Here is a 13638-nt window from a genome sequence, read left to right as displayed (position 1 = left end):
CTCTGGTTTATATATGATATGAAAAAAGTAAAAACTTATTTCTTCATGTTAATGGTGGCCCTGTGGGGGTGCTCGTCACCAGAGACTGAATCTAACAATCCGGATGAAAATGTTAAGGATCCGGAAACTGAATTACCGGATAATGGTCAAGAACCTGATTTAGGCAATTACATTAGTGATTACGAACATAATTTAAATGTGGTATACCTTGTACCCTCAGACATAGATCCATTAGATAATTATCATGAAAGGATATCGGGAATTATGACCTTTATGCAAAAATGGTATAAAGATGAGATGACTCGATATGGTATTAACGATAAAACTTTTGGGCTTCTTAAAAGTGAAAAAGATCCGTCCTATGTTAAAGTAATTTTAGTTAATGGCAACCATGGTCAGGAATATTATCCCTATGAAGGAGGAGGTGGTAAGGCTGGAGAAGAAATAAAGGAGTACTTTTCCGAAAATCCGGGAGAATCTTCCGGAGCACACAGCATTGTGTTCTTGCCAAGTCGGGAAGGTGATAATGGTTGGGATGCAGGAGGTGTACCTTTTTATGGCATCGGAAAATGGTGCTATGCCCTTGATTATACCAACTTCGATATGAAGTATTGGCAAGATGGATCTCAACAGGGAAATTCACTATGGATTGGAGGAACCATTCATGAGCTTGGTCACGCATTAAACCTGCCGCATAACAAACACCAGGCAACCGATAATTGGACTTCCATGATGTCGTTGGGAAATCATGAATTCAATGATAATCCGGATGGAGTGCATTTAACATTCGCTTCAGCTTTGATATTAAATAATAATCAGGTGATGAATAAAGTGGGTTCCATGCCTTTTTATGAACAAACACCGTCCCTTAACCCTATTTCTATTAGGCTGTTTGCAGATGCTGAAAAATTATATTTTCGGGCGAAATTCGAAACAGATATCCCGGTTAATGGATTTATAGCCTATAATGATCCTAAAACCAGTAGCAGTGATGCTGATTATAATGCGGTTACATGGGCCAGCCGGAATATTATAAATGGCGATAGCATATCTCTGGATATGCCATTGTCTGGAATTGATGGTGATTTTAGGCAATATCCATTTGACTTAAGATTGCGCTTCCTTCATGAGAACGGTAATTTTTCCGTTTGGAATTACTCCTATGAATTTGTTGATGGCAAACCGGATATTGATGTGGAATTAAAAGAAGTGACAACCCTATCCAAGGATAATTGGGAAATCGTTCAGGTTTCATCTGAAGAACTCAATGGGGAAGGTTCAGAAAATGGAGCAGCGAAATACTTGATTGATGGAGATTCAAATACTTTTTGGCATTCACAATGGCAAGGAGCACAACCAGGTTACCCGCATAATTTCACCATCGATTTAGGAACCGTAGAAGTAGTGAAGGGTTTTTTATTCAATCAACGAAGCAATAAATTTAATGGGCGTGTTAAGGATATTGAGATTGAAATTAGTGATGATGCTGTAAACTGGACCAAAATACAATCCGGAACCGTTGGATCTTCAACTGTTGAAACCTTAGATTTAAACGAGTCACAATCATTCAGATATTTTAAAATTAATATTCTAACAGGACATGATAACGGAAGTGGGGAAGACATCTTCTTTACTCACCTTGCAGAAATAAGTGCTTATTAAACCATAAGGTTTAATTTAATTAGGTTAAAAATAGATTCGGAATACTCAGAAATAATTTCGAATTAATTTGGTTGATAATCAGGTCATTTCTTGGCCTGATTTTTTATTGAAGCTAAGTAATCCCATGAAATATAAAGTCGACTATGCAACTGTACTTTTCATTTCGCGGGAACTTGGTTAACGCATCGTGCATTATAAAAATATCATCAAAAACTATATGTCTAACATTAGCAAGAAGTACACCTGCCAAATTTCCTAATCGGAAAGATCGGTAGGTTATTGGTTGCTGAATCCCGAGAAAATCATTGTGGCTCTTTCCCTTTATAAATCTGTGAAACATGTTTTTATCGATAATCTCGATGATAGAGATCAAACTCAATCTCTTTTTTAAGTTCTTTTTCAAAACTCCCTAAATCTTTTGAGACTTTACCCTCACCCGAGTTTTTATAAGATAACCTGTCGGATATCAAAAATAATAGTCCAATTATTGTAATTAGTACTACCCCAAATCCATTAACTAGCGTTTTCATATCTTTTGTATTAAATGATTAAACTTTTGTACTTCAAAATTAGCTATGATGCTGATAGTCAGTAATATTACATCGGTATTATGATCTATGCGAAAAGTATTTTTTATATAGATTTTAAAGATTTAACTTTATAAAATGCAAACCGGAAGTACTAAATATGCCCAATCGGGGAAGGTTAATATAGCCTATCAGGAATTTGGTAGTGGCGACATTTGTTTAATAGTAATTCCTGGCTGGATCTCAAATGTTGAACAATTTTCACATATTCCACCATTGGCAGCTTGGGTAAATCACCTTACAAGTTTTTGCCGGCTGATTCTATTTGATAAACGCGGAACCGGATTATCCGATAGGGTAAACGAGAATGAATTACCAAATATGGATCAACGAGCAGAAGACCTGTTAGCGGTTATGAAACATGCTAATATAGAACAGGCAGCTCTTTTTGGACTTTCCGAAGGGGGACCACTCGGTTTACATTTTGCCTCAGCATACCCAAAAAAGGTATCCAAACTGATCCTTTTTGGTTCCTTTGCAAAATGGGTAAGATCCGATGATTACCCTTACGGTCTCAATGAAGAGGGGCATTTAAAGTCCATAAATTATATGGCAGAAAATTGGGGAGGTCCTGTAGGGTTGCAATTGATGGCTCCCAGTGTAATGAACGATAGTGAAGTTCAGGAGTATTGGGCTTCCTATCTAAGACATAGTGCAAGCCCTTCCGCCGCAATCGCTCTGTATAAAATGAATCTGGATATTGATGTAAGATCATGTCTTAAGAAGATAAAGCAGCCGGTTTTACTTATTCATAGAACAGGGGATAAACTAGTGGAAAGTGGTCATAGCATTTTTTTACATCAAAATATACCTGGGTCAGAGCTGTTTCTTTCAGAGGGGACAGACCATTTACCTTGGTTTGGTGTTAAAAGAGAAGAACTGACAGCGATACTGACCTTTCTGCTGGGTGGTAATATTGTAAAAGATAAAAGGCTTGATAAACTTAAAACTGAAGATGTTTTTATTATTTATGCCATAAAAGACTATATAGAAAAAAAATTCAATGAAGTAATTTCGATTAAGGGACTTTCCAGGAAATTTGGGATTAATGAGTTTAAAGTAAAGTCTGGGTTCACAATATTATTTGAGACTCCTGTGATTACTTACCTTAATCAAACCCGATTAGAGCATTCAATCAGGCTTTTAACAAATTCTAGCCTTTCTATTAGTGAAATCGCTGAACGCGTTGGTTACACACATCCTAATAACTATACCATAGCTTTTAAAAGAAAATATGGAATGCCCCCGAACCAATACAGGACCGAATTAAATAAAGATGCATTTAAATAAGTTTCCTTGTATTTCTATAAAAGATCAGGGAACACTTTATATGTATTTTGAATAAAAATGATTTAGAACCCATTCTCCTTTGATTACTCCCAGTGTCATTCCGCACCCAATGTCATTCCGCATTTATTGCGGAATCCACCCTCCACTGATGCCTTCCAATATCATTCCTCACCCAATGTCATTCCGCATTTATTGCGGAATCCACCCTCCACTCACCACTCCCAGTGCAATTCCGCTCCCCAAGTCATTCCACACCCGGTGTCATTCCACATTCATTGCGGAATCTCTTAATGCGATGCTTAATCCATTATTCTTTCAAAAAGAAACTTCCCAAAATCTCATGTATAAAAAAAGCCTCTCATTTCTGAAAGACTTTTGTCTTTGTCACGGGAGCTGGGTTACAAACAAATAAAAGGAACAAGGATTTATGCTTTCACCAGCCTGAATGAAACGTCTAATAAGTTTATTGTTCATGAATAGGTTCCATGCTATCTTTCATAAATACATTTATAGCAATAGAATCTCCTTTTTTTACTTTCAGATTATTTATGTTGATTGGTTTTTTTGATAAATACAATATACTTATATCATAAGTTTTATTTGTTGAAACACTTAAAGAGATATCTTCTAAATTTTGATTATTAATAAAAACCCCATTAATTTCTATAGCCCCTGATATTCTTTTGTTTCTATCAACATAATCAAAAATAGAGATATTTAGATTTTTACTTTTTAGGGAGTTTGATATTTGATACCTCGATATATCATACTCATCACTATCAATGGATGTTTGTTTGACTGAAGAACAGCCAAAAATCATTATAGACATTACTATAAATAATTGTTTTTTATGGCCATTTTGTACTTTTAGCATCTGATTTATTATATCTTTCATTTTGTAAAACTTTTTATTATAGTCTTTAACTCTTTCTATTGATTCAATATTTTTTTATTTCTTTGGTTATGGAATGAAATAAATAAGAATAAATATTTTATGGTAGACCTAGCTAAATGATATAACACTTTCTTTATCAATTGTCCACACCAGTGTGGTGAGCAGAAATAATGGTAAGTCAAGAAATTGAAATTGTTTCTTTATGTACTATGACCCAATTATTATCAATTTTCTCTAAAAAAACTAAACTGTTATAGCTATTTAATCTTCCTTTACTGATTCCAATAATGGTTACCGCTTTATCGCAATCAGCATCGAATACAATTTTGGACCCCGTTATTCTTAAATCAAACGAATTCCACAAATCTTCATCTTTTATTAATTCCTTTAAAGTTGGAGCCTTTATAAAAATATTCCCTCTGGTTTTTTTTATTTTATCTATCTTTAAAATAGTATCACCACTTTTAACTGATAAATCTTTAACTAAACTCTCAAATTCTTTAGGGTAGGTGTTTTTGAATATGACCTCTTTATTAGGCGTATAAAAATATGGCAATACAGCGACTATATTTTTTTGATTTACCCACTCCTCTGATTTAATCAAATTTAATATTGAGTCTCTTTCGTTCTTTATTGTATCAACAACACCTTCAGGAACTAGTGGAGGAATAGTAACGGAGGGTTTAGCAAATGAATCTATAATAACAGTTAATAATTCATATTTAAGCATATCAGATTTAGTACAATTTTTATTTTTGCTACAGCCTACTATTATTAAAAAGGCTGTTATTATTAATATTGACTTATTCGCAAGTAACATTTGTGCTGATGTTGATTTGTTGTTGCTTTTGGACATAATCAGATTTTTGGTTAGTATTTAATTTGTGCTTAAAATCATAAGTTGATTCAAGACCCTTCCATCCATGCCACATATAGAAATCCAGAGAATACCTGTTTCCATCTATTTGTCGAATGGCCTGAGCTATTGGGGTTACATAATTTTCTGCCATATATTGATGCTGAGCATCTGATATTGGGTCACCATTATAAACAGGATTATCCGTAAGTCCCATAAAGAATTGATAAAGTTGAAAAAATCTGGGAGTTAAATATTCATTTGTGTATAGCAATATTAACTCATAGTTGAATTCGCTTTAGACTTTATCAGATATGAAATACCTCTTGGCATATCCATAAGGTATTAATATAGTTAAAAAACACTTAATAGCTTTATTCCATCCATACCCTGCTAGGGCAATAACATTCCCATTTATTGTTTCTTTTAATTAGTAGATTAAATTGTCCACTTGTACCATTCTCAGAATAGTAAATAGCACAGTTGTTTTCTCTAAAAATAACGGGCATAGAGATGTAGTAACCTTGCTTTCTAATATTGGTTATATTTTCGGAATTGATAATACGCTTTTTGTTGATTTCTTCAACTTTAAGACTTTTGAATTGATTCTTAAGAAATTTAATTTCGTCTGAAGTAAGTTCGCTTTCACTAGATTTAATATTATCAATGCAAAGTTTAAAATTAATGGTACTAACATATTCATCAAGTCCTTGTTGAAGTCGCGTGGTTTTAATCACCCATAATACTTCTTTAGGGATACAATCACGCACCTTCTAGAGGTTTAATTGACAAGCATTAAGAAAGTATATTTATGACAAATCACCTCCCAATTTGATTCCTTTTTTTTAAGAATCATGATAGATTCTTCATAATTAGATTTTAAGTAGATAAAGCCTAAATCTTTAATTATAATCGGTTCGGAGATATAGGTCACCTTGGCATTATCGTCTATGCTTTTAGATTTGATAAGTTTAATACCAGGGTCTAACATGCTAGTGTTTAAAAAGGTTTCATTGGTTATTTTGCTAAACTCATCTGAAAAATCAACATCTTTCAAGGACTTGGATATCTCATCAAGGTCAGATGGTTGCCCATACATATCTTTTAAGACTTTAGGGTTGTCAAGGAAAAAAGTCATTCCTTTAAAATTTTCAAATTTCTCATATAGAAATAGATTATTTATTTTTCCTTTAAAAATACTTTTGATAATAGAGTATTTTTCTTTTTCGTTGTCTATTTCAGTTTGAGAATAAACATTAAAAAAAAATAGATTGATAATAATTAAACAGAAATACTTTTTCATAATAAACGTTTTATTGACAATTATTAGAACCTTTGGCAATAGTGGTAGATGCGGCGTTGGCTTGACCTTCTGCGATATTGGCGTCTGTAATTGCTTTCTTAAAAGCTTCAGGGAAATGTTCAAAATCATTCGTTTGGAGCATATCACCAGACCAAGAAAGATAGTAATAATAATCATAGCTGCCTATACTATTATTATCCCACTCTTGTAATGAATAAGCCATTGCCTCTGTAAATTCAACAAACATTTCATGTTGAGCATCATTCGTGTTATATCCATTTTGAGCAAGGTGGTATCTAATTCTACTAGAAAAATCAGTAAAAGGTTGATCTTGGTACATGTGTGACAAATGTGCATGAAGAGATTCATGTATAATTGTTCTTGCAACTGCTAAATCTGTAGCGTTTTGCAAAAAAAGTTGATTCAAAGTGATAGTATATTTAAATTCACCATTCCCTAGAGAAGTTGGAACAGTTACAGCATTTTTACTAGATGACAAGTTTCCAATTTTTATTTCTAAATTGTGATTTGAAGAGCTTTCAAACAAATTTAAAATTATTGACGATAGATTAGTATTAAGAGGAAGGCCTGGAACTATATAAATATTTTTTGATTTAGTTTTTAAATCGTTAATAATTTCCTCAAGGCATTCCGGAACACTTGGATCAATGGTGATACCATCATCCATTTCTACACAATTTCCATTTTCATCGACACTATAGCCCTCTGGGCATTCAACAACTTCTTCTTTAAATTCATAATAACATCCATGGACAGTATCAGGACATTCTTCCTCTGGGCTAGTGCTACCCACTCCTGTATCATTACCACCGGTGGTTGCACCTTCATATGGATCATAACCATTGTTTGGATCAACACAAACTTCCTCCTCAGTATATCCTTCATAAACGACATAAAGTAATTCAGGCTCGCCATCTCTTAAAGCATATATTTCCGTATAATGTTGAGTAGTTACAATAACACATTCTTCTTCCATTTTTTGCTTAACATTCTTAGTTTTATCAACCTCATTTACTTCACCAACTAACGTTCCATTAGAATACATTTTAGCTAAGATTTTATTAGCTTGGGAATCATAAATATAGTATTTCCCATTAAAATCTTTTAAATTGAGCAATGAAATATTTTCTGAATAGGAGTCACTTTTCTCTAAAAATTTAACTGCAAAAAATTCAAATCCCATTAGCCAATAATTTGTAATTTGGAAATGTATGAGTATTCTCCCCATTTAGTGCAAAATCAATTGGATTCATTTCTGTTAACCAATTTAAAGTGAATTCATAATATTCTGAATCCATTTCTTCTGAATAACCTATAGCATAATTATTCCAATCTACCGAATATTCATAAGGAATAATCTCCTTGAATTCTTCTTTGTGGAAGCCCTCAGATAGTTTATGGTTAATGTTGTCTTCAACATGTAAGTCGCTGTTGTTTTGACAAGCATATAACATAAAAATTAGTGCTATAAGATGTAATCTTAAAACTAGTTTTGTCTTTTTTAAAGTTGTTACATTCATAATTATTTTATTAAATTTCGCCATAATTTATGAATAAACAGTTTGTTTTATTGGGGATTATTCTCCTTTTTGATGAAATCCTTTTATTGTTCAAAAATGGAAAATAGACTCTCTTTGGAGAAACTACAATGCCAGTTGCAAATTCTTTTCTTATTATAAGTTAATCTACAATAGAGGGGAGCTAGTCCTTTTTTGTTTAGCTTTTGCTTTTTTAATACAAATAGAATGTAGATTTTTTGTGGGTTCATGACCAATGTTTTTAAGTGATTTAACATTGGTGTTCTATGAGAGATAGCCCATAATTTTAATAGGTCACCAATTTTAAATAATGGGTCACCTAAAAGGACATCTTTTAATTAAGGTTATAAAAAGAAAAAACCCTTGGGTTTCCAAGGGTTTGGCTTGTTGTATCGGGAGCTGGATTAACTCACTATGCTCGTTGGACCAGAGTAGGAGGAAACTTTACAAAGAAACCTACGCTGCTCCGCATCTTGTTTTTTATTTATCTCCAAAGCGGATGTAAACATCGCTTTTGCTATAAAATAAAAAACCAGCTATTTCTAGCTGGTTTACTTTGTAGCCTAAAAACAGAACAATTTTCAAACCATTTTGTCCAAGATTTGAAAAATTTAGCTCATAGTGTATAGTGATTTGAATAACAAAATTAAATGTAGAAAAGTAACAGATTTAGTTACTCAATAAACGATCATTCATCATTATAAAAAGGGATGCTACCAGGTGTGGCATCTTTTTTTTGTTTCCTTTGGCCAACATCCTTTTTTTTTTTGATAAGATCCAGTAAATATCTGGAGTATCATCATTTTTAAAGATAGCAGCTGCCAGAGAATTAAATAAACCCAAAATTAGGTTTGTAACAAAAAGTTTTTTTAAATATCTATTCTGTCTTAATTAGTACTATAAGAGCAAATGTTTTTAATTTATAATAATCTAAATCTTCTTTGTCTAAAACTGATAGCATGCCTTTAGCATAATCATTAGGTTGTGGGTTTGATAATTTACGTATAGAATCTAAAACATGGTTAAATCGTTTTATTTTAGTTGTATTATAATTTAAACTGTTCAGAATCATTTCTTCACAATCTATTGTTATTTTTTTTGGGAAATTGTTTTCTTCCGTTAAGTTTAACAGAGAAGTAGAAGGGTTAAACGATTTGTTTGTAGCCATTTTTTCAACAACTTCCCAATAACTATTTGCGGTAGTATCTTTAATTATATTTTCTGATATTAGGAGACTCTCATATTCTTTAATAATTTTTTTATAATCAGAGCCATGGGAAAGAAACGTTTTATATATACTAACTCTGCTCTTTCCTTTTGTTTACAGCTTATAAAGCTTGATAAGACAGCTAAATAAAAAGTGATATATTTTAAACACAATTTCATTAAAAATATTTAATTAGTTCTTTTCATTTTGGGTTTTAGTTGGGATATACCATTTAATTTTTTCAAGGAGATAATCTAAATTTATTCTATTGAATAGACCCGTTTTTTGGTTTGAGGGATGTCATTAAAATCTTTCATTGTAGATTATGGTTTTATACATTCCCCATACTTTTAGCTTCTATATACCAATAGACAATAGAGATAGTAATTATTACTAAAATAAATAATGTTCTTTTTTTAATGCTTTGAACATTCTTATTATAAATATCTTTTATAAGTAATAAAAAAAAGAGGAAGAGTCCTAAAATGAATGTCACTATCATCGTCCAACCTAATAAATTTGGTGAATAAACTCCCCATATGTACTTTGAGGGTATAACAAATATTATAAAGGCATAAATAATTGCTAAGTAGAAACAAACGTTTAGTGTTTTTTTATTAAAATACTTCATGATATTGTTATTTAATCACATCCTATTTCACTTGTTGATTTTTCTCCGTTTAAGACTTGTTCTATTTTATTCCAATCAGGTCTATTCGTTATAGCAGGAATTATATTTGAGGAACCTGAATTATTGTTAACAAATTGATTAATCTTTTGCTGAAAGCTAGACCAAAGATTGTCAGCTCCAAAAAAGGGATTTCCGTTTCCAATTACATACGCTAAATTCTCTGCTATATTAGACTCAAATCTATCAACTCCCCTTACAAAAAAATTATAAGAACCATTTGAGTTTTGTTCATATCCAAATTGTCTTGTTCCACTAACAGGATGATTGCCAGTATATGGAGCATTCAGTGTCATAAAATACCAATAACTATTTGCGTATTTAGAACATATAACAACTCCATCATCCATTGGAATATCAATGTATATTATGCTACTTAATGGATTCGATGAATTCCATAAGTTAGTTTCAGTTTCACACATTGATGATATTTCACAATAAGGTTCAAAAGTAGATCCTTCAATAAAATTATTAAAATGTCTTCTAATATAATCAAGAAACCCATCTGGATTAAATTGTTGCCCTGTGTTTGGGTCATTTGGGAGATTAGATATGTTGACTCCAAAGTAATCTAAATTTACAATGGTGCCATTAGCATCTTCTAATGATTGAATTTCAAAATTGTTAAAAAATGAACTCGGTAAATTATCTATTTTATTTTGTATACTTTGAGGAGCAATATGTTGAGCAAGAGCTTGCCATTTTTGTATTTGATTGCAATCGATTTCGATTATCTTAAATGGGTTTTCCTCAAGTAGGTGATTTAAGAATCCTTCAAATAAATTTATGGAATATCCACTCATTTGGTCCCTCATAGCTTGTATTGCAAATTCTTTTGCTTTGGGAGAAAATAATTCAGGATTTAAAAAGTCAAAAAGTTTTTGAGCATACCATAAATTATTGCGTAACCAATTTTCTTCAATTCCTAAAATTCCTAAATTCTGAAAACTATCAATTATGACTTCACATTGTACGTATACGTTTTCATCATCATCTAACATTAATATTGGGGTACTCCCACCTGGACTTCCACTGCTGCCTGTACCTGAAACAATTTCGCCATCAAGAGTAACGTAATCACCCATAGTAAGTTGGTTAAACTGATTTACTTCATAATATACGTTCACTGTGACCGATTGAATGAACCCGGGAGTACAGTTAGCAGTGGCTAAATGCCACGCCCCATGTTGTCCATTTTCCCAATCACAAATCAGTATGACTATTTGGATTACTGCTGTTCTCTGAGCTAAAATTTCATTAAGATCTATTTCTACAGGAGTTATGTTTAAAGAGCCATTAAATGAATATGCGTCATGATTTGAATGGCAAACAAAACCTTTCCCTTGTGGTGTATAACTCAATATATAGCTATTAACTTTATCATTACTATCAATTGAAATAATAAGATTGTCAACAGTTCCCATTTCGGATTCCTCTCTTTTTGCTAATAGGCTATATGTAGTAATTGAGTTTCTTTTTACTTTAACAACTTTTGAAGTATCTATAAAAAATTCTGTTTGTTTTTTGATTCAAGGCTGTTTGATTTGATATCAGCTATGTTAGTTTTGATCTTCTTTAGTGATTCTTGAAAAGTAATATCTGCTTTGAAATCTTTAATAGATCCGTGCTCTATTTTAACTTCAGGGTCTTGATACTGGATAGGAACTTCATTAGGGATCTGAATATCTTCTTTTTGACATCCGACACCAAAAAGAATTAGGATCAATACGAATTTAAAGTAATATTTTTTTGAAATAAAAGTGTAAAATGTTTTCATGACATTTAAGATTTGGTTTTTGGTATATTGCTGATAATCAGATAAAATATACAATATTATATGTGTAATTTTAAGGTGTATTCAATTTTTAACATATTAAAAAGCTCACATGATTAAATAAAGATTCTAGTTTTCAAATTATCAAATATGTAATATAGACAGCTAAACCAATGATGTTGTTAAAAAGAGAAGGGATATCGTTACATATAAGCAACACCCTAGAGCAAAGGGTAGAAAGCTGTAATTAACTATCATCAAATTAATGAAATAGATATAACGTCTAGTAATAATATTGAACATGACCTATACCTTAGCATGTATAAAAAGAATTACGAAAATGTGACACTAGGCTTAAAACACAATAGTATAACTGTCGGAATAATCTTCCGATAGAGCTGCACCAACATCACGAAGGTAGTTTTTAAGGCCGCTTAAACTTTTATGCCTGGTAATCCCCATGAGTTTCATTTGAGCTTCGCGCTCACTCAACCCTTCTTTTAAAAAGTTTTCGTATAAGTTCTTTACAAATGTATGTCTAAAACTATAAATACCATACTCAACACCAAAGCCAAAATGTTCTTTGACCTCTCCAAATCGTTTTTGGAAGTAATCTGATTTACTTGTTTCTTTTGAATCCCAATAGTCTGGTTGTTGTTTAGGTGTAAATAAGTGAAAGTTGTATTTGTATTTTTCCAATTGCATCCCTTCCAACGTTGGTACCAGGTCTTCAATTATTTTTATAGTACTGCGGTTTTCGGTTTTTGACTTTACAGTCAACACCTTGTTTTGTAAATCGATATCCCCAACTGTAAGGCGAACGACTTCGATAGGGCGCAAAAAAGCAAATGTAACCATCCTAAGATAATGGTATAGGTACGGATCCTTTTTTAGGAAATACTCACGTATGTTCTGTATTTGCTGTTGTGGTGTGAATGGTTTGTTTTTTGTAGGGTTTACTTTTTACTTTGCTATGGCCGAAACCGGATTAGACACCAGGATATCATCATCGACCAATTTTCCAAACATAGACCCTAAATAAGCTCTAAAATTATTGATGCTGTTTGCACCAAGTTCTTTACTCAGCTCATTTAAAAAAGTGGTAAGGATGCGCTTGTTGATTTTTTCTATTGGTAACCCAGCCACATTATTGTATTTCATCCATTCAATGAACTTATCATGCCGGTATTTATAGTCGCTTTTTGTTTTCTCGCTCCAATCTCCCTTTTTATTGTTGTATGCATAATCCATTGCCTGCATAAAATTCATGTTCAGGGAGTCGGTAAGCATGTCTTTTGTATCGGGGCGCATTGGATCAAATCCCCTATTTAGCATGACAGTATAAGCTTCAACTAGTGCTTTGCCAATTGCTTTACGTCTGCTACTTTGGAATAGCGGTTTATGTCGTGTTGGCACTTAAATTTTTTATTTAAAAGGCCAGTTTCAGGATCCCGCCATAAAAACCATACGTACCATCGCTTTCCGGGTTCAATCGTAGGTTTACCGTTCTTTTTTGGGACGTACAATTTTGGTAATGTATAGTTTTTCTGCATCAACTTTTTGATTAAAGTTGGCTCGTTTATTGGCTCGCTTTGTAAGAAAGATCTATTTTTTTTCATACAAAACAAGGGTTTTCCGGCTTTGTATCGGGAGCTGGATTAACTCACTATGCTTGTTGGACCAGAATAGGAGGAAACTTTACAAAGAAACCTACGCTGCTCCGCATCTTGTTTTTTATTTATCTCCAAAGCGGATGTAAACATCGCTTTTGCTATAAAATAAAAAACCAGCTATTTCTAGCTGGTTTACTTTGTAGC

The 13638-nt window shown here is 32.5% G+C and carries 16 protein-coding genes; 2 read left to right on the top strand and 14 right to left on the bottom strand.

The annotated features are described in order from the left end of the window. Positions 1–18: 18 nt before the first annotated feature. On the top strand, positions 19–1662 hold the full coding sequence (locus tag BM361_RS00090; RefSeq protein ID WP_175496528.1) for a discoidin domain-containing protein: 1644 nt from the start codon (positions 19–21) through the stop codon (positions 1660–1662). Positions 1663–2006: 344 nt separating this feature from the next. Here the strand turns inward: BM361_RS00090 and BM361_RS00080 are convergent, their stop codons facing one another. After that, positions 2007–2192: a hypothetical protein gene (locus BM361_RS00080; protein WP_074976154.1), complete on the bottom strand. Its 186-nt coding sequence runs from the start codon at positions 2190–2192 to the stop codon at positions 2007–2009. A 135-nt stretch (positions 2193–2327) separates the two neighbouring features. Here BM361_RS00080 and BM361_RS00075 point away from each other — a divergent pair, with 135 nt between their 5' ends. Continuing rightward, complete coding sequence (locus BM361_RS00075) at positions 2328–3539, top strand: alpha/beta fold hydrolase (protein WP_074976153.1); 1212 nt, start codon at positions 2328–2330, stop codon at positions 3537–3539. 463 nt (positions 3540–4002) lie between these two features. Here the strand turns inward: BM361_RS00075 and BM361_RS00070 are convergent, their stop codons facing one another. The 13 genes from BM361_RS00070 to BM361_RS00010 form a co-directional block, all read right to left on the bottom strand. Then, a complete protein-coding gene (locus tag BM361_RS00070; RefSeq protein WP_074976152.1) occupies positions 4003–4434 on the bottom strand; it encodes a hypothetical protein in 432 nt (143 codons plus the stop codon). 178 nt (positions 4435–4612) lie between these two features. Further along, on the bottom strand, positions 4613–5290 hold the full coding sequence (locus BM361_RS00065) for a hypothetical protein (RefSeq protein WP_139226571.1): 678 nt from the start codon (positions 5288–5290) through the stop codon (positions 4613–4615). Next, entirely contained in the window at positions 5238–5507 is a 270-nt protein-coding gene (locus BM361_RS00060; protein WP_074976150.1) for a hypothetical protein, read from the bottom strand. The genes BM361_RS00065 and BM361_RS00060 overlap by 53 nt, the downstream gene beginning before the upstream one ends. Positions 5508–5664: 157 nt before the next feature. Further along, positions 5665–6060, bottom strand: a complete 396-nt coding sequence (locus tag BM361_RS00055) for a hypothetical protein (protein ID WP_074976149.1) — start codon at positions 6058–6060, stop codon at positions 5665–5667. Positions 6061–6071: 11 nt separating this feature from the next. Then, complete coding sequence (locus BM361_RS00050; RefSeq protein WP_074976148.1) at positions 6072–6593, bottom strand: hypothetical protein; 522 nt, start codon at positions 6591–6593, stop codon at positions 6072–6074. 10 nt (positions 6594–6603) lie between these two features. Then, a complete protein-coding gene (locus tag BM361_RS00045) occupies positions 6604–7797 on the bottom strand; it encodes a hypothetical protein (protein ID WP_074976147.1) in 1194 nt (397 codons plus the stop codon). Beyond that, positions 7787–8134, bottom strand: a complete 348-nt coding sequence (locus BM361_RS00040; protein WP_139226570.1) for a hypothetical protein — start codon at positions 8132–8134, stop codon at positions 7787–7789. The genes BM361_RS00045 and BM361_RS00040 overlap by 11 nt, the downstream gene beginning before the upstream one ends. A gap of 83 nt (positions 8135–8217) precedes the next feature. After that, positions 8218–8382, bottom strand: coding sequence for a hypothetical protein (locus BM361_RS17225; protein ID WP_394364639.1), 165 nt, complete (start codon positions 8380–8382; stop codon positions 8218–8220). 647 nt (positions 8383–9029) lie between these two features. Next, positions 9030–9320 carry a hypothetical protein gene (locus BM361_RS00035; RefSeq protein WP_074976145.1) on the bottom strand — a complete coding sequence of 97 codons (291 nt, stop codon included), beginning with the start codon at positions 9318–9320 and terminating at the stop codon, positions 9030–9032. Positions 9321–10001: 681 nt separating this feature from the next. Continuing rightward, the gene (locus BM361_RS00025; RefSeq protein ID WP_074976143.1) at positions 10002–11471 is read right to left on the bottom strand and encodes a hypothetical protein; all 1470 of its coding nucleotides are present in this window, start codon (positions 11469–11471) and stop codon (positions 10002–10004) included. 77 nt (positions 11472–11548) lie between these two features. Continuing rightward, complete coding sequence (locus BM361_RS00020; protein ID WP_139226569.1) at positions 11549–11824, bottom strand: hypothetical protein; 276 nt, start codon at positions 11822–11824, stop codon at positions 11549–11551. 351 nt (positions 11825–12175) lie between these two features. Beyond that, positions 12176–12739, bottom strand: a complete 564-nt coding sequence (locus BM361_RS00015) for a site-specific integrase (protein WP_083425820.1) — start codon at positions 12737–12739, stop codon at positions 12176–12178. A 45-nt stretch (positions 12740–12784) separates the two neighbouring features. Then, positions 12785–13237: a site-specific integrase gene (locus BM361_RS00010; RefSeq protein ID WP_139226568.1), complete on the bottom strand. Its 453-nt coding sequence runs from the start codon at positions 13235–13237 to the stop codon at positions 12785–12787. Positions 13238–13638: the final 401 nt, after the last annotated feature.

The organism is Zhouia amylolytica (assembly GCF_900116365.1).
In the GTDB taxonomy this organism is placed as follows: Bacteria; Bacteroidota; Bacteroidia; order Flavobacteriales; family Flavobacteriaceae; genus Zhouia; species Zhouia amylolytica.
This window is presented reverse-complemented; position numbering and strand designations above follow the sequence as displayed.